The 21,245-nt window shown below is 36.0% G+C and carries 17 protein-coding genes and 1 tRNA gene; 3 read left to right on the forward strand and 15 right to left on the reverse strand.

Annotated elements, in window-relative coordinates:
• Positions 1-20: 20 nt before the first annotated feature.
• Together K0U91_RS14455 and K0U91_RS14460 are read right to left on the reverse strand one after the other, a co-directional pair.
• The gene (locus K0U91_RS14455) at positions 21-833 is read right to left on the reverse strand and encodes a 2,3,4,5-tetrahydropyridine-2,6-dicarboxylate N-succinyltransferase (protein ID WP_219969048.1); all 813 of its coding nucleotides are present in this window, start codon (positions 831-833) and stop codon (positions 21-23) included.
• A gap of 121 nt (positions 834-954) precedes the next feature.
• Complete coding sequence (locus K0U91_RS14460) at positions 955-1,524, reverse strand: C40 family peptidase (protein ID WP_220179246.1); 570 nt, start codon at positions 1,522-1,524, stop codon at positions 955-957.
• Between the two features lie 138 nt (positions 1,525-1,662).
• Between K0U91_RS14460 and K0U91_RS14465 the strand changes: the two genes are divergently transcribed.
• The gene (locus K0U91_RS14465; RefSeq protein WP_220179247.1) at positions 1,663-2,313 is read left to right on the forward strand and encodes a hypothetical protein; all 651 of its coding nucleotides are present in this window, start codon (positions 1,663-1,665) and stop codon (positions 2,311-2,313) included.
• 57 nt (positions 2,314-2,370) lie between these two features.
• Here K0U91_RS14465 and K0U91_RS14470 read toward each other — a convergent pair whose 3' ends face one another.
• The 10 genes from K0U91_RS14470 to amaB all read right to left on the reverse strand — a co-directional run bounded on the left by K0U91_RS14470 (position 2,371) and on the right by amaB (position 13,321).
• Entirely contained in the window at positions 2,371-2,742 is a 372-nt protein-coding gene (locus K0U91_RS14470; RefSeq protein WP_219969045.1) for a hypothetical protein, read from the reverse strand.
• Positions 2,743-2,779: 37 nt separating this feature from the next.
• A tRNA-Ala gene (locus K0U91_RS14475) sits at positions 2,780-2,853 on the reverse strand.
• 196 nt (positions 2,854-3,049) lie between these two features.
• Positions 3,050-4,462 (reverse strand): efflux transporter outer membrane subunit, encoded by a 1,413-nt coding sequence (locus tag K0U91_RS14480; RefSeq protein WP_220179248.1) that lies wholly within the window; start codon positions 4,460-4,462, stop codon positions 3,050-3,052.
• Between the two features lie 21 nt (positions 4,463-4,483).
• Entirely contained in the window at positions 4,484-7,630 is a 3,147-nt protein-coding gene (locus K0U91_RS14485; protein WP_220179249.1) for an efflux RND transporter permease subunit, read from the reverse strand.
• A complete protein-coding gene (locus K0U91_RS14490) occupies positions 7,630-8,814 on the reverse strand; it encodes an efflux RND transporter periplasmic adaptor subunit (RefSeq protein WP_219969042.1) in 1,185 nt (394 codons plus the stop codon). Before K0U91_RS14490 ends, K0U91_RS14485 begins: the two co-directional genes overlap by 1 nt.
• A gap of 1 nt (position 8,815) precedes the next feature.
• Complete coding sequence (locus K0U91_RS14495; protein ID WP_220179250.1) at positions 8,816-9,271, reverse strand: P-loop NTPase family protein; 456 nt, start codon at positions 9,269-9,271, stop codon at positions 8,816-8,818.
• A 122-nt stretch (positions 9,272-9,393) separates the two neighbouring features.
• Positions 9,394-9,912 (reverse strand): GNAT family N-acetyltransferase, encoded by a 519-nt coding sequence (locus K0U91_RS14500; protein WP_220179251.1) that lies wholly within the window; start codon positions 9,910-9,912, stop codon positions 9,394-9,396.
• A 178-nt stretch (positions 9,913-10,090) separates the two neighbouring features.
• Positions 10,091-10,318, reverse strand: a complete 228-nt coding sequence (locus K0U91_RS14505; RefSeq protein WP_219969039.1) for a DUF2007 domain-containing protein — start codon at positions 10,316-10,318, stop codon at positions 10,091-10,093.
• A 62-nt stretch (positions 10,319-10,380) separates the two neighbouring features.
• The gene (gene lat / locus K0U91_RS14510; RefSeq protein WP_220179252.1) at positions 10,381-11,706 is read right to left on the reverse strand and encodes an L-lysine 6-transaminase; all 1,326 of its coding nucleotides are present in this window, start codon (positions 11,704-11,706) and stop codon (positions 10,381-10,383) included.
• Positions 11,707-11,770: 64 nt separating this feature from the next.
• Positions 11,771-13,321: an L-piperidine-6-carboxylate dehydrogenase gene (gene amaB / locus K0U91_RS14515; RefSeq protein ID WP_220179253.1), complete on the reverse strand. Its 1,551-nt coding sequence runs from the start codon at positions 13,319-13,321 to the stop codon at positions 11,771-11,773.
• A gap of 134 nt (positions 13,322-13,455) precedes the next feature.
• On the opposite strand from amaB, the gene K0U91_RS14520 reads away from it, so the two are divergent.
• Positions 13,456-13,650: a hypothetical protein gene (locus K0U91_RS14520; RefSeq protein ID WP_219969036.1), complete on the forward strand. Its 195-nt coding sequence runs from the start codon at positions 13,456-13,458 to the stop codon at positions 13,648-13,650.
• 46 nt (positions 13,651-13,696) lie between these two features.
• Here K0U91_RS14520 and K0U91_RS14525 read toward each other — a convergent pair whose 3' ends face one another.
• The 3 genes from K0U91_RS14525 to ccsA form a co-directional block, all read right to left on the reverse strand.
• Positions 13,697-13,891, reverse strand: a complete 195-nt coding sequence (locus tag K0U91_RS14525; RefSeq protein ID WP_219969035.1) for an Arc family DNA binding domain-containing protein — start codon at positions 13,889-13,891, stop codon at positions 13,697-13,699.
• Positions 13,892-14,084: 193 nt separating this feature from the next.
• Complete coding sequence (locus K0U91_RS14530; protein WP_219969034.1) at positions 14,085-14,963, reverse strand: SPFH domain-containing protein; 879 nt, start codon at positions 14,961-14,963, stop codon at positions 14,085-14,087.
• Positions 14,964-15,161: 198 nt separating this feature from the next.
• The gene (gene ccsA / locus K0U91_RS14535; protein ID WP_220179254.1) at positions 15,162-18,497 is read right to left on the reverse strand and encodes a cytochrome c biogenesis protein; all 3,336 of its coding nucleotides are present in this window, start codon (positions 18,495-18,497) and stop codon (positions 15,162-15,164) included.
• Between the two features lie 235 nt (positions 18,498-18,732).
• Between ccsA and K0U91_RS14540 the strand changes: the two genes are divergently transcribed.
• Positions 18,733-21,240, forward strand: a complete 2,508-nt coding sequence (locus K0U91_RS14540) for an FtsK/SpoIIIE family DNA translocase (protein WP_220179255.1) — start codon at positions 18,733-18,735, stop codon at positions 21,238-21,240.
• Positions 21,241-21,245 lie beyond the last annotated feature (5 nt).

A 21,245-nucleotide genomic window follows, 5' to 3' on the forward strand; every position in this document is an offset into this window, starting at 1 on the left:
TAGTTTTAGGTTAAATATGATTAAACCGCAACATTATTCTCTCTCAAAGCGTCATTCAATGATGTCTTTTTGTCTGTAGATTCTTTTCGCTGGCCAATAATCAAAGCGCATGGAACGTGATATTCTCCGGCAGGATATTTCTTGGTATAGCTTCCGGGGATTACTACAGAACGTGCAGGAACTCGCCCTTTAATTTCAATTGGTTCAGGACCTGTAACGTCAATTATTTTAGTAGAAGCCGTCAATACAACATTTGCTCCCAAAACCGCTTCTCTTTCGACATGAACTCCTTCTACAACGATACATCTTGAACCAATAAAACAGTCATCTTCAATAATAACTGGTGCAGCCTGAAGCGGTTCTAAAACACCCCCAATACCAACACCCCCACTCAAATGGACATTTTTACCGATTTGTGCACAACTTCCAACAGTTGCCCATGTATCAACCATCGTTCCCGAATCAACGTAAGCTCCAATGTTCACATATGAAGGCATCAAAATAACACCAGAAGCGATGAAAGAACCCTCTCTGGCAACTGCATGAGGTACAACTCTTACACCTTTTTCAGCATAATTTCTCTTCAAAGGCATTTTATCGTGAAACTCAAACGGACCTACTTCAATAGTTTCCATTGTCTGGATAGGGAAATACATGACTACAGCCTTCTTTACCCATTCATTGACCTGCCATCCGTTTTCTGTAGGTTCAGCAACACGAAGTTTTCCTGAGTCTAAAAGAGAAATAACTTCTCTGATAGCCGTTTTGCTGTCTTCGTTTTGTAATAAATCTCTATGATCCCAGATATTTTCAATAGTTTGTTGTAGCGACATGCTTATAGTTTAAATCAGTTAATAATTATGCCGTCAAAGATACAAAAAGTTGTGCAAAGCTTTTAAGCTTGTATCTGAATGGAGCTTATTTTGGTGACATTTTTTTTAATTTCCCCATAAGTTATAAAACTCTTTGGGTGTGAAGATAAGCTTTGTTCCAATATTTTTCGTTGAGAGAAGAAATAATCACGCCTTTGGATGTTGATGAGTGAATGAATTTAATTTCGCCGTTACTTTCGATTGAATAGACGATTCCAACATGAGAAACCTTATTACCGCCTGCTGTTGCAAAAAAAAGCAGATCACCAGGTTTTGCTTCTTTCACATCAATATTTTTACCTGCATTGGCTTGGTCAGCTGATCTTCTGGGTAGTTTTAAACCATTTTCATTGAAGACTTTAGCCGTTAAACCCGAACAGTCAAAACCATCTGAAGAATTACCTGCAAATTTATAGGGCGCACCCAAATATCTTTCGGCATCTTTTAGAATGCTTTTCATTGAACCCGAAAGTCGTCCATCAAAGTCAGACTCAAGATTTCTTAAATTTTCAGATTTTGAGGTAGTTTTTGCTGAATTCTTTGATTTTGAAATGTTCTTTGTACTTCCACACGAAATTATTACGGTACAAAGAATCATTAATATGGATAGGCCTTTTATAACCGATTTTGTTTTTGCAGATTTAATATACATTACCCCTAATTTTAAATTCAAACAAATATAAAAAATAATTTTGATTATATAGTAACTATACTACAACTATACTATAATTATATATTAAATATATAATTTTGAAATTAAATTGCTATATTTGGAATTCAATTTAAATTTATGGCAACATATGATAGCTTTCTCAAGCTTAACGGTTCTATAGGTGATCTGGTTTTTTATAATCTGAATGGGAAAAATGTTGTTCGGAAGAAAAGCGGTTTTAATAAAAATGCATTTAAGAAAAGTCCATCCTATGAAAAAGTTCGTCAAAATAGTTCAGAATTTGGTCATTGTTCGAAAACTGGAAAAATTATACGGCAATGTTTGGAAGAATATATCACAAAAACTAATGATCCCCTACTCTATCAAAAGTTTGCAAAGCTGATGACTGAAATTAAGGATTTAGATATCATATCAGAAAAAGGGAAAAGAACCGTAAAAAATGGAATTGCAACAGAGTTGGGGTTGCAGATGCTGAGAAATTTCAAATTCGGAAGTATTCAAACTCACGAAAATTCTGCGACAATATCTTCAAGTTTATGGGATTACAGTTTGGTTTTAAATAAAAACATCCATGTTGATGAAATTATTATCGAGACCCTGCACATTGATTTTGAAGAATATCAATCAGAACATTCCAGAAAAATAATTCCCGTCGAAAAACAGCTAAATGAATATTTTTTTGAAAAATTTTTTTCTGATGATGAGGCACAACTTCACTTTATTGTATTAAAAAAGGACGATCAAATCTTACAGATGGGTTTTGTTTAGAAGGTATAAAAAAACCTGTAAACAAAGTTTACAGGTTTCAAATTTATAATTCAAAAATTATTTATTCTTTTCTCCGGTCCACGCACCGCTTCTTGTTGGTGTAGGAACTGCATTTGTCCAGTTTCCGTTTCCTTTCTTATCAATGGTTAAAGTTCCTGTAAACTGACCGTCCGCAGGCAATCCCAAATCAGCAGTCAATTGTCCGGAAGCATCTAAATGACCTGAAATATTGTAGTTCTCATTATTAACTTCAGAATGCATTGTTCCTGTTACGTCACCATCATCGGCCACTACAAAATTCCACAATCCTTTATCTGTACCACTGTAGGTTCCCGACCACGTACCTATATAATCGTAGATCGTTTCATCATCAGAAGAACACCCAATTAAAAGAAAAGTCGTCAATAAAAGTAAAAAAAATTTCTTCATAGCTTTTTATATGAGATTTGATAAAGTTTATTTCTTGTGGAGAATACGGGGATCGAACCCGTCACCTTTAGACTGCCAGTCTAACGCTCTAGCCAGATGAGCTAATTCCCCTTGATCCCTGTGCTTTTCACACGAAGCGGTACAAAAGTAAGTAATTAAACCATATTTGCAAATAATTTGTTAAATTTTATTTAAAGAGAATATTAAAAATATGCAGAATTTTCATTTATTCATCAATATAATCCTACAAAACACAAAAAACGTATGCTGAAGAGCATACGTTTAAAAAATATTTATCTTAATTCAATTATTTCCAGCCGCCTCCCAGAGCTCTGTACAGATCTACTGCAGCTTTCATTTTACTGTATTTAGCATTAGAAATATTAAGTTCTGCATTTAACGAATTGACGTTAGCATTCAAAACTTCCAAATAATTGGCCATTCCGTAATTGACCAATTCCTGAGAATATTCTACTGAGTTTTTATAAGCGTTTAGTTCTTTTGTTTTTAAATCAATAAAAGAGTCCTGTACAGAAAAAACACGGATCGCATCAGATACTTCTTTCCCGGCTGTAAGAACGGTTTTTCTAAAATTTAAATAAGCCGTTTCTTTATTTGCAAGACTCACTTCATAATTGGTTTTGATCTGCCTTCTGTTTAAAACTGGTTGAGCCAGCCCACCAATTAAACTTCCAAAAAGTGAGTTGACACTAAACAAATGGTCAATATCTACAGACTGTATTCCACCGCTTCCTGTCAGTCTCAAAGTCGGATAAAACTGTGCTTTTGCAGAATTTGTTAATTCAAAAGCATTCATCAGATTATATTCAGCCTGCATCACATCGGGACGATTAGCCAATAGATTGGCGGGATAACCCAATGCAAAGCTTTCGGGAAGCTTTTGACTGTCTAAAGTTGTTCTTTCAATCGCCTGAGAAGGCTCGCCCATTAAAAGGCTCATTGTGTTTTCTAACTGCTGAATCTGTGTATCAATATCAATTAACAGAGACTGTGCATTATAAACCAAGGCCTCACTCTGTTGAACTGCAACTTCTGTTAATATTCCGGCTGTTTTTAGAGCTTTTGTCGTTTCAAGATTATTTTCGCGGATTTTTATAGTTTCCTGAATGATTTTTTTCTGATCATCTAAAGTCAACAGCTGATAATAACTTGAGGCTACTGAAGCTACCAGATCACTTTTTACAGCCTGATGTGCAGCTACGTTTCCTAAATAGGTTGCTAGCTGAGCTTTTTCCTGAGCTTTTAATTTACCCCACAAATCTGCTTCCCAAGCTAATGACGCTGTAATATCGAATTGGTTGATATACCGTCTTGAACCAAATAACTGTCCGGTTTGCGTATTTATAGACTGGGTCTGGAATGCATATCCCGGACCGACAGAAACCGTTGGTTGATACGCAGCTTTACTTTGCTTCAGATAAGCTTCTGCCGCATTGATATTCTGTATAGCAATTCTTATATCTAAATTGTTTTCTAAAGCTTTTAAAATATGTTTTTGAAGAACAGGATCGATAAAAATTTCTTTCCACGAAACATTTGCAATGCTTGTACTGTCCTGAGGTAGCATATCTGTCCTGAAAAGTTTTTCATCTACAACAGCTGCCGGTCTTTCATACTCCTTTCTTACATGACAGGAAATAATTGCCAGAGCGGTAAACACTGAAAAAGCAATTCCTTTTATTATTGATAAATTTTTCATTATTTAAATCTTAAAGATTTCTTATTCAGCTAAATTGATGTCTTTTGGCTTAATTGGTTTTATTTTTTCCTGCAAAGTCTGGAAAACAACATACAAAACAGGAATTACAAATACTCCTAAAATAGTACCTATTAATAACCCTATTGAAGCACCTGTTGCAATTGATCTGTTACCCACTGCACCGATTCCGCTTGCTAAAACGAGTGGTAGTAAACCAAAGATAAAAGCTAATGACGTCATCAAAATTGGCCTCAGTCTGGCTTTAGCCGCATTGATGGCAGATTCTACGATGGTTTCGCCATGATGTCTTCTCTGAACTGCAAATTCAATAATCAAAATTGCATTTTTCGCCAACAAACCAACCAACATAATCAATGCAATCTGGAAGTAAATATTGTTTTCAAGTCCCATTATTTTCTGTCCGAAATAAGCACCCATTACCCCAAGGGGAAGTGAAATAACCACAACTAAAGGCAAAATATAACTTTCATATTGCGCAGAAAGAATAAAATATACAAATACCAAACTCAAAGCAAAAATCAGTAAAGTCTGAGATCCTGAGCTTAATTCTTCTCTTGTAAGACCAGTAAATTCAACATTATAATTTTGATCCAGAGTTTCTTTGGCAACTGCCTGCACTGCAGTAATTGCGTCACCTGTACTGAAACCTGCTTTATTTGCTCCTGTAATTTTCACGGAAGTAAATAAGTTATAACGACCGACAGACTGAGGACCGTATGTTTTTGTCAATGTGACAAACTGTGAAATAGGCGACATTTCTCCTGAACTTGTTTTAATATAATACTGATTAAGATTTTCTGCATTTGCCCTGTCTTCCGGAAGCGCCTGAATCATTACCCTGAACTGTTTTCCGTATTTGGTAAAGTCAGCACCATATACACCGCCGATATATCCCTGCATTGTTGCCAAAATATCGTTGACTGAAACTCCCTTCTGCTTTGCTAAAGGAACATTAATTGACATCATATACTGCGGATATTTTGTGTTGAATGAGGTCTGCGCAAATTCAATCTCGGGTCTTTGCATTAAGTTTCCGATAAATTCGTTGGTTTTTGCATCCAGTTGAGCAAAATCACCACCTGATTTATCTAAAAGTACCATCTCAAAACCCGCACTGTTACCAAATCCGGGCACACTTGGCGGCTGGAAGAATACAACTTTCGCATCAGGAACTTTTCCTGCCAAACCAAATAATCTCTTAGAGATTTCTTCAGATGATAAACCATCACCCTTTCTGTCGTCAAAAGGTTTAAGCTTAATGAAAGCAAGACCGTTATTGCTTCCGTTTCCTGATAATAAACCTCTACCGGTAGAAATTGTAACATTTTGAATTCCCGGAATTTTCATAGCATCTTTCTGTAGAGTTTTCAGAACATTATAAGTTCTTTCCATAGATGCTCCCGGGGGAAGCTGTACGTCGGTAAAGATAATTCCTCGGTCTTCGGTAGGTACAAAACCTTTTTTCATGCTGCCATTTGCCCAGTAAATAATTCCTCCGGTTATGATTAGAATAACCAAAGTCACCCACTTGTGCTTGATAAGAAAATTAAATCCTCTTCCGTAACGGTCTGTAGCCGTTTTAAAGCCTATATTAAATTTATAAAAGAATTTTTGAATAATATTTTTACTTTTATAATCTTGGTGATGCTCATCATGAGGTTTTAAGAATAATGAACACAAAACAGGGCTCAATGTCAATGCATTTACTGCTGAAATGATGATCGCAATAATCAAGGTAATCCCAAACTGCTGATAAAATACACCGGTAGGACCTGTAATAAAAGTAACCGGAATAAATACCGCTGCCATTACCAAAGTAATCGAAATGATCGCTCCCGTGATTTCATCCATTGCTTCAACCGTTGCTTTTTTTGCATTCGAAATACCGTTTTCCATTTTAGCATGTACAGCCTCTACGACGACAATTGCATCATCCACCACAATACCAATTGCTAATACTAAAGCAAAAAGCGTTAATAGGTTTAATGAATATCCAAATAAATTTAAGAAGAAGAATGTTCCTACAATCGATACCGGAACGGCAATCGCCGGAATTAAAGTTGACCTGAAATCCTGCAGAAAAATATATACTACAATAAAAACTAAGATAAATGCTTCGATCAAAGTATGAATTACTTTTTCGATACTGGCATCCAGGAACTCATTGGTATCAAAGTTAAAAGTGTATTTTACTCCTTCAGGATATGATCCTTCATTATCTTTAAGTTGTTTCTTGATGTTCTCAATAATTTCCTGTGCATTGGATCCCGGAGTTTGGAAAACCCCCATACTAATGGACGGATTGTCCCCGTTTTCACCAACTCCCGAGTAAGAAAGACCTCCTAATTCAACTTTTGCAACATCTTTTAACATCAAATTCTGACCATCAGGAAGAGATTTGATGATAATATCATCATACTGTTCCTTTTCACTGAATTTTCCTACATACTTGATGATGTATTCAAAAGAACTTCCGCTGTTTTGTCCTAGAGAACCTGCCGCAGCTTCTCTGCTCTGGTCATTGATAGCTGTAGTAACTTCGCTGGGTGTGATTCCGTAAGCTGCCAGTTTTGCAGGATCAAGCCATATTCTCATCGAATAATTTTTTCCTCCAAAAACATTGGCTTCACCTACTCCATTGATTCTTTGAAGATTCGGTATGACGTTGATATTCAAAAAGTTCTGAAGATAAACGTCGTCAATATTTTTGTTTTCAGAATAAAAAGAAAGGTACATTAAAGCACTTGTCTGTTGTTTTTGAGTAACAACTCCCGCTCTCGTTACTTCGCTGGGAAGTAATGGGGAAGCTCTTGCTACACGGTTTTGAACGTTTACAGCTGCAATATCTGCATTAATACCCTGTTTAAAAAATACCTGAATCTGAGCCGATCCGTCATTTCCGGCTGATGAAGTAATATAATCCATACCTTCAACACCGTTGATCTGTTCTTCCAAGGGAACAACTACGCTCTTCATCACCGTTTCGGCATTAGCTCCTGTATAATTTGCCCTCACACTTACCGTTGCAGGTGCGATGTCGGGATATTGGGTAACCGGAAGTGATATAAGCCCCAAAACTCCGAGAATAACGATCAATATCGAGATTACGGTTGATAAAACCGGTCTGTTAATAAAGTTTTTTATCATTAGAATTTCGGTTTTACTGATTGTACAAGACTATCCATGCTGATCTTTTTTTGTTTGACCGCAGTTCCCGGCTTTATAGTACCTGTTCCTGCTGCAATAATGAGATCACCTTTTTTCAGTCCTGATTTTATTAAAGCTAAATTGTCTATTCTTTCAATCACTTCCACAACTGTGTTTCTTGCGGTATCTTTTTCAACTTTGTAGACGTAAACAATACCTTGTTGTTCGTAAGTTGCACTTTCCGGAACGACCAAAACATTATCGAAGCTTTTCGGAAATCTGATGCTTCCGCTATTCCCGTTGCTCAGCATTTTTTGAGGATTTGTAAAACCTACTCTAAACTGAATAGTACCTGTAGTGGCATCTATTGAACCCGTAATGGCTTCAATTCTGCCTTTTTCTGGATAAATACTTCCGTTTGCTAGCTGTAATTCAACCATTGGAAGGTTTTTGATTTTTTCAGGAACAGATGATCCTACAGATTTTTCAAGGAAATCAAAATATTCTTTTTCATTCATAGAAAAATAAGCGAATACTTCTGAAGTATCTGAAATGGTCGTTAATGGAGACTGATCGGTTGGCCCAACCAAACTCCCCACTTTTAAAGGTAATTTGCCAATCACTCCCGAAATCGGTGCACGGATGATAGAATAATCAACGTTTGCAGCTGCTCCTTTATAATTGGCACTTGCCTGCTGTCTTGCTGCGATTGCCTGCTGCACCTGCGCCTGCGCCTGAGAAAGATTAGCTTGTGCCGTCTGTAATTGTATGTTGCTGATAATATTTTTTGCAACCAGTGGTTTTAGCTTGTTGACTTCTACTTGTGCTGCGTTCACCGCTGCCTGCGCTGCTGCAATATTTGATTGCGCTGCACCTACGCCTGCTTTTGCCGCGGCGGCGGTTTCATTTAAAGTATTGGTCTCTAAGCGGAATAATGGCTGACCTTTTGTGACATATTGCCCCTCATCTACCAAGACCTGGGTAATATAACCTGAGATCTTTGCCCGTACATCATTATTTACTCTTCCTTCTATACTTGCTGGGAAAATATCGTAACCAGTTACGTTTTTATTTTCAACCGACACCACCGGAAAAGTTTTGGGGCCATCCTGTTTCGGAGCTTCTTTTTTGCAGGCAATAAGAGAAAATGCTGCCACAGAAAATAGTATAAGCTTGTTTGTCATTTTACAGTTTATTAAGAGATTCTTTTATATTTGAAATGCTTTTGTTTAGAAGAGATTTGTAGACTTCCATCTTCTGATCATACTCTTTATCTTCTACCTTTCTGAATTGATTGAGATCGTCTAGTAATTTTAATTCATCCTGCATTTTCTGAACAATTTTTTCAAATCTGATTTTTTTATAATCATCATTAGCGAAAAAATAGCGCTTTCTTTCATCCATCTTATTGACATCAATAATCAGCTGCGAATTGAGCAATAAAGCAATATTGGTAGAGACAGAACTTTTACTTACCGAAAAAACCTCAACAAATTCATCAAATGTGATTCCAATCTTCTCAAAATCGAAAATAAGGTAGGAATAGATTTTAGAAGCCAATGGAGGAAGATTAAACAATGTACTGTAAAACTTTACAGCGTCCTGAAAAATCTTCTTATCAATTGCTATACTTTTATTCATAGCACAATAATTTGAACAAAAGTAAAAATTAGTTCGGAACTAAACGAACAAACTCAATAGAGTTTATGAATATATAGTTTCTTAGAGAATCAATCAAAATTGATTTAACCTTTTGATATTTATCAAATCAGTACTTTTTCAAATGCCTTGCGAATGCCTCCTGCAAGAAAAACTTCACCACAATACGTGTAGCCTTTTGCTTCTAAAATTTTCAGCATTGCAATATTATCAAAGTTGGTATCTACTTTTACACTTAAAACATTTTCCATCTTTACAAAATCTTCAATATAATCAAAGAGCTTTTTTACAAGGCCTTGTCCAGCAAATTCTTCAGATATAGCAACTCTGTGAATCACAACAAACTCACCATCAGTAAGCCAGGCTCCATCTATTGAACTGTAAGCCGGCTCATCGTTGAAAATAAGCGCAACATATACTGCTATTTTACCATCAACAGTCAAAACATATCCAAAGTTTTTTTCAATGTCACTTTTTACAGTTTGCTCATTCGGGTAGCCGTTTTGCCATTGTTGGCTACCGTCTATTCTCCTTCGTTCGATAGACTGCTGAATAATTTCCCATATGACGTCTTTGTCTGGTGTTTCAGCTTTTCTGAATTCAATGTTGTTATTTTGAGTCATTGAGTTTTACTTTTAAAAGATTCGGATTTTATTGATTTTCTAAAAATTTTATCAGTCGTTATTTATTATTTAATAATCTGTAATCTGATTTTTAATTTTTGATAAAAAAAACCGAAAACTAATTTGAATTAATTTTCGGTTCCGAAGTAGTAAAATTTAAAATTATGAAATTGATTTATTAATTCTTATTTTGCTGAAGATAAGCATCAATTACCTCGAATGCTTTTTTTTCATCCTGCAAATCTACCATTACTTTTAATGATGTTGCCGTTGGCGTAGTAGTAAAAGTAAGATAACTGTTTTCTACGGCATTGGTAATTTGAGCCTCTTCCAATTTTGACTTGATCAACTGAATTTCTGCAGGCTTATCACTTTCAAAAACTGATACTCTCGTGTTGCGTTCCATATAATATACATTTTGAGTATCTAAATATAGGATGTTTTTTTTATAATTCCAAGCCCAAAGTTTTAAATTTTATTAATATTGCTTTCAATCTTATCTAGCGCAATCTGAATTTCTTCTTTAGTAACGTTCAAATGCGGTCTGAAACGTATGGACTGGTCGCCACATGCCAAAATGATTAATCCTTCATCATATAAAATTTCTCTCAACTCATTTCTTTGCTCGTGCGTTGGAAGGTCTATTGCACACATTAATCCTCTACCACGTGCATTAGAAACCTTTTCAGGATATTTCTGAGCAAGATTTTGTAAGCCTTCTAATAAATATTCACCTACAATTCTTGCATTTTCCACTAAATTTTCTTTTTCAATCACTTCCATTACCAGCTGAAAACGAAGCATATCGATAAAGTTACCTCCAAAAGTAGAATTGATTCTTGAGCTTTCTCTGAAAACATTATCGGGTACTTCATCAAACTTTTCTCTGTTGGCCAAAACTCCGCAAACCTGTGTTTTTTTACCAAATGCAATAATGTCTGGTCTCACACTGAAATGTTCAAATGACCACATTTTTCCTGTGATTCCGATTCCTGTCTGTACTTCGTCAAAAATTAACAAGATTTCGTGCTCATCACACAGCTTTCTTAATTCTACAAAAAACTCATCTCTGAAATGATTGTCACCACCCTCAGCCTGAATAGGCTCTATAATGATGCATGCAACTTTATCAGGATGAGACAGAATCGCTTCGCCGATGTTTAATAATGCTAATCTTTCATTGTTGATTGTAACTTCAAGATTTTCTTCAGTAATTGGGAAAGTCAGTTTCGGATTGAGAATTCTCGGCCATTCAAACATCGGAAAATACTGATATTTTCTTGGGTCTGAAGTGTTTGTCAAACTTAAAGTATAACCGCTACGTCCATGAAATGCCTGTCTGAAGTGAATACATATTCCCGCTTCGATATCAAGACCTTTCTCGAAATTCTTTTTTGTTTTCCAATCGAAGCAGGCTTTCATGGCATTTTCAACACCTAAAGCCCCACCTTCAATAAAGAATGCATATTGTAGCTCTTGTGGTATTACTACTCTTTCGAATACCTCTAAAAAATCGGCATATTCTTTAGAATACACATCAGCTAAAGTCGGTTTGTTAATCGCCATTTTACCCAGCCAACTTGATTTTTCTAACAAATAAGGATGATTGTAACCTATCGAAGCTGAGCCGAACATTGAAAACATATCCAGAAAATTTTTACCTGTAATCGAATCATGAATCCAAGATCCGTGAGAATTTTCAATATCCATTACAAAATCAAAACCGTCTGCTAAAACGTGCTTTCCAACGGTTTGTTTTACTTTATTTATTTTTGTTTCTATTGTGTGTTCCATATCTTAAGTGAGTTATTGGTAATAAGCAATGAGTGATTAAATATCAAACGTTACTTAGAATTGTTTATAAATCAAATTTAATTCCCTGAGCTAAAGGAAGACTTGCTGTATAATTAATGGTGTTGGTTTGTCTTCTCATATAATATTTCCAGACATCTGAACCAGATTCTCGACCTCCGCCAGTTTCTTTTTCTCCTCCGAATGCTCCCCCGATCTCAGCACCCGAAGTTCCGATATTGACGTTGGCAATTCCACAATCTGATCCCGCCTGAGAAAGGAATAATTCTGCCTCTCTCAAATTCTGTGTCATGATTGCTGAAGACAACCCCTGAGGAACATCATTTTGAATTGCAATTGCTTCCTCCAGTGTTTTGTATTTAATTAAATATAATATCGGTGCAAATGTCTCATGCTGCACGATTTCGAAAGAATTTTCAACTTCTGCGATACAAGGTTTGACGTAACATCCTGATTCGTAATCTTTTCCTTCTAAAACTCCGCCTTCTACCACAAATTTACCACCCTCTTGGATACAGTTTTCAATCGCCATTTCGTACTGATTGACAGCTTGAACGTCGATCAATGGTCCTACATGCATATTTTCATCTAAAGGATTTCCAATTTTCAGCTGTCCGTAAGCTTTTACCAGACGATTTTTTACTTCATCATAAACATCTTCGTGAATGATCAGTCTTCTTGTCGAAGTACATCTTTGTCCTGCAGTTCCTACCGCTCCGAAAACCGCTCCGATGATTGACATATCCAGATCTGCGTCCTTAGAAATAATAATGGCATTATTACCTCCCAATTCAAGAATTGATTTACCGAATCTTTCGGCAACTTTAGAGGAAACCATTCTTCCTACTTTTGTTGAACCTGTAAATGAGATCAATGAAACGCGTTTGTCCTCCACTAATAATTGTCCAATTTCATGATCTGCTACCAAAACGCTTGAAATACCTTCAGGAAGATTGTTTTCTTTTAAAACTTCCATCATGATATTCTGGCAGGCTATTGCACAGAAAGGAGTTTTTTCTGACGGTTTCCAGATCGTTACGTTTCCACAAATCCACGCTAAAGCTGTATTCCACGCCCAAACAGCAACGGGAAAGTTGAAAGCGGTGATCACGCCCACAATTCCCAGCGGATGATATTGCTCGTACATTCTGTGACCCGGTCTTTCAGAATGCATGGTGTAACCGTGAAGCTGTCTTGAAAGGCCTACTGCAAAGTCGCAGATATCAATCATTTCCTGAACTTCACCCAGACCTTCCTGCAATGATTTACCCATTTCATACGAAACAAGTTTCCCTAAATCATCCTTATATTCTCTTAATTTCTGGCCCAGCTGTCTTACATATTCGCCTCTTTTGGGAGCAGGAATCATTCTGAATTCCTTAAATGCAGCCTGTGCAGATTCTATTACTTTATCATAATCTTTTTCAGATGAAGTTTTTATTTTCCCTATTAATCTTCCGTCTGATGGCGAATAACTTTCAATAGTTTTCCCGGAAGCAAAAAATTTACCTCCAGTAGAAGTTCCTTTATTTTCTGCTTTTAATCCGAGGTTTTTTAAAGATTTTTCAATTCCGAAATCTTTGATTTTTTTTGACATAAATGTTACTTTTCGTTTTGTCTAAAGATAAAAATATTTCCGAGACTGATGAAATTTTTGTGATTTAATCCTATTTTTATTTGGAATCAATCTAAACATCTATATCTTTGTAATACAAATTTTTATTTCAGAAAATGGAAATCAATAAATCTGTAAAACAACCCGAAGAGGAAAAAAAATCGAGGTGGAAAAAGATGCTGAAAAAATTCGGGATCGGCGGTATTATATTTTTTACAGTGAAAGGTATAATCACTTCAACACTTATTTATTTTTTAGGTAAAAATTTCTGGACTATTATCAGAGATTATTTTTCAGGTATTTTTCAATAAAAAAGAGCGAAAAATTCTCCGCTCTTTTCAAAATCAATCTAATTATTTATTCTTTTTTCTTCCTTCCGGAGTTAACTAAGCTTTGATTAAGTAGGTATTCTATTTGTCCGTTTACACTTCTGAATTCATCATTTGCCCATTTTTCAAGTAATTTATAAGTAGACTCATCGATCCTTATGACAAAAGATTTTTTGCCTTTTGGCGGAGTTTCTGAAGAGTTTTTTGGGTTCTGAGATTTCATTTTTCTGTTTTATTTTTCTCGCAGATTTTCATGTATTATTAAAATTTAATTTAACGCAAAATTCGCAAAGATTTTTTTACTACAACTGCTTTTAAGTTCGCAAAGGCGTTTCACTTAGCTAAAAACGTGAAGATTTAACACTCACATTATTTAAATGAACTTTCTTATCTTGATCTTTGCTTTATCCTCAACCCTAATTATACAATGTTCCTGCGTTCAGAATAGGTTGCGCTGCTTTTTCGCCGCAGAGAACAACCATGAGATTGCTAACCATTGCAGCTTTTCTTTCGTCATCTAATTCAACAATATTTTCTTCTGATAATTTTTTTAATGCTAAATCTACCATTCCTACTGCACCTTCTACGATCTTCGTTCTCGCAGCAACAATTGCGGTCGCCTGTTGTCTCTGAAGCATTGCTCCTGCAATTTCTGAAGCGTAAGCCAAATGTGAAATTCTTGCCTCCTGAATGATGATTCCGGCTTTTGAAAGTCGGTCGGTCAGTTCCTGCTCTAGAATAGAATTGATCTTTTCTCCCCCTTCTCTCAAAGTAATCGGTGCATGATCGTCTTCCAGATTATCATAAGGAAAACTCATTGCCAAATGACGAACTGCCGCTTCACTCTGCATTTTAACAAAATCAGAATATCTTTCAACATCAAATGCTGCTTTGTAAGTATCTCCTACTTTCCAGACCATTACTACTGCAATTTCTATTGGATTTCCCATCTTGTCATTCACTTTTAAAGTTTGTCCCTGAAGATTTTCAGAACGTAAAGACATCTTCTGTGATGAGTATAGAGGATTGATAAAAAACAATCCGTTATCTTTTACTGATCCTACATATTTTCCAAAGAAATTTAAAACTCGTGAATGATTGGGCTGAATGATCATCAAACCTTTCATAAAGAAGAATGTAAGAAAAAAACATATTATAGAAATAATAAGGAATGTGATGTTATTTTCTATTCTGTCATTGACACCCATAAAAAAAAGGTAGGCAGAAGCGCCAAATAATATGAGACAAATAACAAGGGCAAGATAACCTGACATCGGTTTTAAAGTTTTTTCCATGATTTTTTATTTTTAAGTGATATTAATTTGATATCATAAAATTAATTATAAATTCTGAATTTTTGAGTATAAATTTTTAATTTTTACTTTTTTCAACAATGAAATTTTATCAGATTTATTTCCTTACGCTTTACGTTCGTACATCAAAAAAACTCCCGAAAATCAATTTTCGGAAGTTTGAGATATATAAAATACTATTTATTTTTTCTTTAAAGCAACAAATTTAATGTAAGAAACTATTGACAATAACAGCATCGTTGCCAGTCCAATATACACCCAAGCCGGAACAGGAACCGGGTCACCCGCTGCGTAAGAATGCAAGCCGCTTAAGTAATAATTGACTCCAAAATAGGTCATCACCATTGAACAAAATGCAAACATCGTCGCCACGTGAAACGCCCATCTGCTTCTCAATCCTGGAACCAATCTCATGTGTAATACAAAAGCGTAAACCATAATTGAAATGAATGCCCATGTTTCTTTTGGATCCCAGCTCCAGTATCTTCCCCAAGATTCATTTGCCCAGATTCCACCCAAAAAATTTCCTACGGTAAGAGCAAAAAGTCCTATTGTTAAAGACATTTCAGAAACGATTGCCAATTCTTTCAATGTTGTATCGTTATGAATTTTAAAAGCAGTCTTATTTGAAATAATATAAAACACCAGTGAAATTACTGCGATAATCATCGATAGTCCAAAGAAACCATAACTCGAGGTAATAATTGCTACGTGTACAATCAACCAATAAGACTTCAAGACAGGAACCAATGGCGTAATCTGAGGATCAAGGGCTGAACCTCCATGTGCAAACCCCATCATGATTACAGCTACCATAAATCCTGCTGCCGGAATTAATGCATTCGAAGTGTTTCCTTTACTGACAAGTCTCATAGTAGCCAAAGAAGCTTTTTGTTCCAAATTTGGTTTTCCAAATCCGAAGTAAAACATCAAACCAGCTGAAATTCCGATCCAGGAAATAAAGATGATCGCTTCATAACCGTTACTCCAAGGAGCATGACCTGAAATGAACCATCTTGCAACCAATCCCAGGAAGTGAAAGAAGTAACCCACTGTTCCAATAATTATTATTGCTTTAATGATCTTACTCAATAATTTTCTGGGTTTAAATAATTCCACAAAACCTAAAATCAACAATAAACTTCCAATGATGGTGTAAAAAATTAAAAGCTTAAAATTAAGATTCACTTCATTCATGAAAACTTCAAGATTTACTTTGTTTTCTGAGGGAACCACGCTTTTGCCCCATTTCTGCTGATATGCTGAAAGCTTTGCCAATTCTGCATCTGCTTTGCTCCAGTTGCCTGTTTTCTGTGCCTGAAGTGCTTCTGCAAAATAAGGTCCCATTACTTGCTGAGATTCCATATCCGGCTCCATCTTCTGGTCAAGCCATGAATGCCAAGTGTGATTGGGATCATTTTTTACAGGAACGATTCTCATGAACTGTCCGCTGAAAAATTCGTTAAAAATCTGCACTCTTTCGTTTATTTTGATGACCTGTTTATCATATTCTGACTGGTCTCCAGGTTTTTTACGAAAAGCCGTATTGTAATCTTCATCTAAAATATACGTCAGGTTTCCATTGGCATCTGCAGGGAAAAGATTCATCAAAGAAGTATATCCTTCTTCATCGGCTTTTGTTTTCCGTAAAAGCTCTTTTCCTCCTTTAGCATCGATTTTAATCAAAGGAACCATTGTCCAGCTCGGAGTGTCTGTATTCACGGATAAAAACCATTGGTTAGCCGTCAGATATTTTCCGTCTGTTCCTCTGAAAGCATCTTTTTTATATAATTTTCTTAAAACATCTAAAGCCTGCGTATTGATCGGAACTATTCTACCTTCATAATTCTGAACCAAAAGATATCCGAATTTATCTGCGTGATCCTTACTGATTTTATTTCTTGCAATGATTTCGTCTGGCGAAATCATTTTCATTTTCGTAAGAGGTGCAGCTACTGAATTCTGCTGTATACGTTTTTCCGGCTGACCAGCCTGTGGAGCTATTTCATGGGTATGATCATCGCCCTCTACATGTACATGTTCTCTGCTTCCGTCGGTATTACCATGTGTTTCAATTTTTTGAGCATTGAAACCGAAACTTAAAAATAAAAGTAAAATTGCTGCTGCTCTTTTCTTATTGATATCTTTCAGCATTTTATTTAATTTCCAGAAATGGGTCCCTTTCCAAAAGAACATCACAAACATTCCTCCGAATAAAAATGTATATCCGATATAAGAGATCAAAGTTCCCCAGAAATCATGATTAACGGATAAAACTGTTCCCATTCTGTCCGGTGAGAAACTAGACTGGAAGAAACGGTATCCTTTATAATTCAAGACATTATTCATATAAATTTTATAGGGCGTCTGTTTACCTTCATCAATGATCTTCACATGACTTTCATAAGCACTTGGAGATGAACTTCCGGGATAAGTTTCCATTACAAAATCATCCAGTTTCAGTGCAAAAGGCGTGTTGTAAATTTTAGGGCCGAAACCTACCATAATATTCAGACCATCCATTGTCACCTGTTTATAAGCATTTGGATTTCCTCTTTCTACGGATAAATCAACAATCTGTTTTGTTTTTGGACCCTGAAGTTCGATGGTCATTACGTCAGGAACGTTCTGATCTTTTTTTCTGTCACCTTCGAAAGCCATTAGTTTTCCTTTTCTAAGACCTTCAGGCACAACCAACTTCAATTCGTTAATCGTATACAAACTTCTCAAAACCAATGGCTGGAACTGATCTTTTACGGTAGTTCCTGTAGCCTGGGTCGCCATCGTCATAAAATTGGCGTCAACGGGAGTTTTGATTAAGATCTGTCCGTTTTCTTTTCTGAATTCGACCGCACCGTCAATGGCTCTGTTAAACGTTACCAAAGTTCCATTGATCGATTTTGTTTCGCCCGGTTTGATATAAATATTTTGTCTTCCAGTTTCAGCCGTAGAAACCAAATGAAGATATTCTGCACCATTCGGATCGGCAATTAAACTGTCTTTTTTTCTTTGCACATAATCGAGAGTCTTTACTTTAATGTCTTTACCATGGAAATCATACGTTGCATTAAAATTTTTATGCAAAGGTGACATTAAATAAGGAACATCCTGATAATCCAGTACATCTCCTTTATCTTCGATCTGAATTTTGAAGAAATGCTTATCGGTAACAATTTCATTAGAAGTTTCTCCTTCTCTGATCACCATCTGACCTTCAAAGCTTATGTATCTTGTGATGGCTCCACCTATGAAAATAAAAATAAATGAGAGGTGAAAAACCAGCACAGGCCATTTTTCTCTTCTCCAGAGACGATATCTGGCAATATTTCCAAGGAAATTTAAGATCAAAACAACCATAATCAGCTCAAACCATTTTGCTTCATAGATTAATGCTTTTGCTGTGGGCGTTCCATAGTCGTTTTCTAAGAATGTTGCATACGCCATCGAAAATGCGTAAACCAGCAATAGAACTGCCATCGTTCTGGTTGAAATAAGAATATCCTGGATCTTCTTCATGATTTTTTTTAGTTGACATGCAAAAATAAGGATGATAAAACGAAAGGGAGAGAAAAAAAGCTGTTTTTTGTCATCAGAGGGTAATGAAATCGTTATTTTGAATGATTCTTAATAGCTTATGAATCATTTTTGAAATGTAAATTATTGGCAAACGAATACAAAAAACCAGACTTGTTTTGGTGAAAAAAAATAATGACAATATTAAAAAAACACTAAATTTGCCGAGATTGACATTATGGAAAAGAAAACACAAAAACCACAGACCGAATCGCCCGAAAGAGGCAAAATTTTATCGAAGCCGCGCATCTTTTTCGGATTGACGTTTATCGTTTTTTCAGGAGTTCTGGCACTTTCTTTCATTTCATATTTAATGAACTGGAAATCAGACCAAAGCCAAGCCGGAACAATGCTTGATAAAAGCATACAGTCTTCCAATATTTTTGGAAAGCTGGGTGACTGGCTGGGCAATATTTTTATTTTTGAAAGTATTGGTGTTGCCTCATTTATTGTTGCATTTCTCTTTGTGGTTTTGGGGACAATGATCCTGAAGAAAAAAATCTTTAAACCTTGGATGACTTTCGGCCATTCTTTATTCTTTATTTGCTGGCTTCCTATATTTTTTGGTGCCATCACAAAAGGTCAGGGAAGTGCGGGAGTTTTGAGTGGAGTCTACGGATACCAGATTATGGATTCTTTGAATGCAATCATCGGAAGTGTAGGCCTTTGGCTGGTTTTGGCAGTAAGTATTGCTTTGTATTTTATTCTTGAATTTAATATGAGACCCAGCTCGATCAAAGCAAAATTTGACGAAATCAACGAAAATACAATCGGCAGAGTACGATCTATGATGCCGAATTCCAGTGAAAGTTTCGAAGCAGATGAAGAGCTGGAAAACGAAGTTCAGGAATTCCCTTCTAATATTACGGTAACTGATCTTTCTGAAAGTAATAAGACTAACGAAATTTTGAAATCTGTCAATGAAAAACAGACTTCTGTCAATGTAGAAACGATTGTTACGCCGAATCACACTTCTTTTGAGGAGGATAAAAAAGATTTTTCTTCAGTAACTTTAGATTTAAATACAAAACCTGTAATTCCCGCTATAAAACCTGAGCAAGCTTTTGACATTGAGCCTGCAGCAGACGGAATTAAATTTAATGTTGAAGTTGCTCCGGCTGTAGAAATTTTAAATGATTCCGAAAAACAATCAAATGAACTGGTTGAAAAGCACGGCTTATACGATCATCGATTAGATTTGGCTAACTTCCAGATGCCAACTTTAGATCTGTTGAAAGATTACGGAAATGAAGAGATTTCAGTAAACAAAGAGGAATTAGAAGAAAATAAGAATAAAATTGTTGGTTTACTAAAAAACTTTAACGTTGGAATCGCTGAGATAAAAGCGACTATCGGACCAACAGTTACATTATATGAAATTGTACCTGAGGCAGGAATCAGAGTATCTGCAATCAAAAAACTTCAGGATGATATCGCACTCAATCTTTCGGCTTTAGGAATCAGAATCATTGCCCCCATGCCTGGAAAAGGAACGATCGGAATTGAAGTTCCGAGAAAAAACCCTACAATGGTTTCAATGCGTTCGGTGATCGCTTCGCAGAAATTCCAGAATACGGATATGGATCTTCCGGTGGTATTTGGGAAAACAATTTCTAATGAAGTCTTCATGGCCGATTTATCAAAAATGCCACACCTTTTAATGGCGGGTTCTACCGGTCAGGGAAAATCGGTGGGTATTAATGCAATTCTGACTTCCCTACTCTATAAGAAACATCCGAGTGAATTGAAATTTGTAATGGTAGATCCTAAAAAAGTAGAACTTTCATTATACTCAAAAATTGAAAGACATTATCTGGCGAAACTTCCGGATTCTGATGATGCCATTATCACAGACACCCATAAAGTAATCAATACATTAAATTCGCTTTGTGTAGAGATGGATCAGCGATATGATTTGCTTAAAAATGCTTTCTGTAAAAACTTAAAAGAATACAACAAGAAATTCAGCGAGAGAAAGTTAAATCCTGATAACGGACACCGGTATTTACCATACATCGTTTTGGTGGTTGACGAATTTGCAGATTTGATCATGACTGCCGGTAAAGAAGTTGAACTTCCTATCGCAAGACTAGCGCAGCTGGCAAGAGCAGTCGGAATTCACCTGATTGTTGCAACCCAGAGACCTTCCGTCAACGTAATTACGGGAATGATTAAAGCTAATTTTCCTGCAAGAGCCGCTTTCAGAGTAATTTCAAGTGTTGATTCAAGAACGATCTTAGATTCTCCGGGAGCTGATCAGCTGATTGGTAAGGGTGATATGCTTTATTTTAACGGAAATGAAATTTTAAGACTTCAGTGTGCATTTATTGATACACCAGAAGTTGAAAAACTTGCAGAATTCATTGGCGAACAAAAAGGATATGCTTCTGCGTTTATGCTTCCTGAATATGTAAATGAAGAAGCAACAAGCTCGGTAGGATCTTTTGATCCGAATGAAAAAGATCAATTATTTGATGATGCGGCGAGAATTATTGTATCTACACAGCAAGGTTCTACTTCAATGCTTCAGAGACAATTAAAATTAGGATATAACAGAGCCGGAAGAATTATGGATCAGCTTGAGGCAAGCGGTATTGTGGGAGGATTTAATGGAGCTAAAGCAAGAGAAGTTCTGATCAGCGATTTGAATTCTCTAGAGCAGTTTTTAGAAGATTTGAGAAATTAATGTAA

Source organism: Chryseobacterium sp. LJ668 (assembly GCF_019613955.1).
In the GTDB taxonomy this organism is placed as follows: Bacteria; Bacteroidota; Bacteroidia; order Flavobacteriales; family Weeksellaceae; genus Chryseobacterium.

Coding starts and splice junctions, on each gene's coding strand:
- K0U91_RS14455 (WP_219969048.1), bottom strand. CDS start 833: ATGTCGCTACAACAAACTATTGAAAATATCTGGGATCATAGAGATTTA.
- K0U91_RS14460 (WP_220179246.1), bottom strand. CDS start 1,524: ATGTATATTAAATCTGCAAAAACAAAATCGGTTATAAAAGGCCTATCC.
- K0U91_RS14465 (WP_220179247.1), top strand. CDS start 1,663: ATGGCAACATATGATAGCTTTCTCAAGCTTAACGGTTCTATAGGTGAT.
- K0U91_RS14470 (WP_219969045.1), bottom strand. CDS start 2,742: ATGAAGAAATTTTTTTTACTTTTATTGACGACTTTTCTTTTAATTGGG.
- K0U91_RS14480 (WP_220179248.1), bottom strand. CDS start 4,462: ATGAAAAATTTATCAATAATAAAAGGAATTGCTTTTTCAGTGTTTACC.
- K0U91_RS14485 (WP_220179249.1), bottom strand. CDS start 7,630: ATGATAAAAAACTTTATTAACAGACCGGTTTTATCAACCGTAATCTCG.
- K0U91_RS14490 (WP_219969042.1), bottom strand. CDS start 8,814: ATGACAAACAAGCTTATACTATTTTCTGTGGCAGCATTTTCTCTTATT.
- K0U91_RS14495 (WP_220179250.1), bottom strand. CDS start 9,271: ATGAATAAAAGTATAGCAATTGATAAGAAGATTTTTCAGGACGCTGTA.
- K0U91_RS14500 (WP_220179251.1), bottom strand. CDS start 9,912: ATGACTCAAAATAACAACATTGAATTCAGAAAAGCTGAAACACCAGAC.
- K0U91_RS14505 (WP_219969039.1), bottom strand. CDS start 10,318: ATGGAACGCAACACGAGAGTATCAGTTTTTGAAAGTGATAAGCCTGCA.
- lat (WP_220179252.1), bottom strand. CDS start 11,706: ATGGAACACACAATAGAAACAAAAATAAATAAAGTAAAACAAACCGTT.
- amaB (WP_220179253.1), bottom strand. CDS start 13,321: ATGTCAAAAAAAATCAAAGATTTCGGAATTGAAAAATCTTTAAAAAAC.
- K0U91_RS14520 (WP_219969036.1), top strand. CDS start 13,456: ATGGAAATCAATAAATCTGTAAAACAACCCGAAGAGGAAAAAAAATCG.
- K0U91_RS14525 (WP_219969035.1), bottom strand. CDS start 13,891: ATGAAATCTCAGAACCCAAAAAACTCTTCAGAAACTCCGCCAAAAGGC.
- K0U91_RS14530 (WP_219969034.1), bottom strand. CDS start 14,963: ATGGAAAAAACTTTAAAACCGATGTCAGGTTATCTTGCCCTTGTTATT.
- ccsA (WP_220179254.1), bottom strand. CDS start 18,497: ATGAAGAAGATCCAGGATATTCTTATTTCAACCAGAACGATGGCAGTT.
- K0U91_RS14540 (WP_220179255.1), top strand. CDS start 18,733: ATGGAAAAGAAAACACAAAAACCACAGACCGAATCGCCCGAAAGAGGC.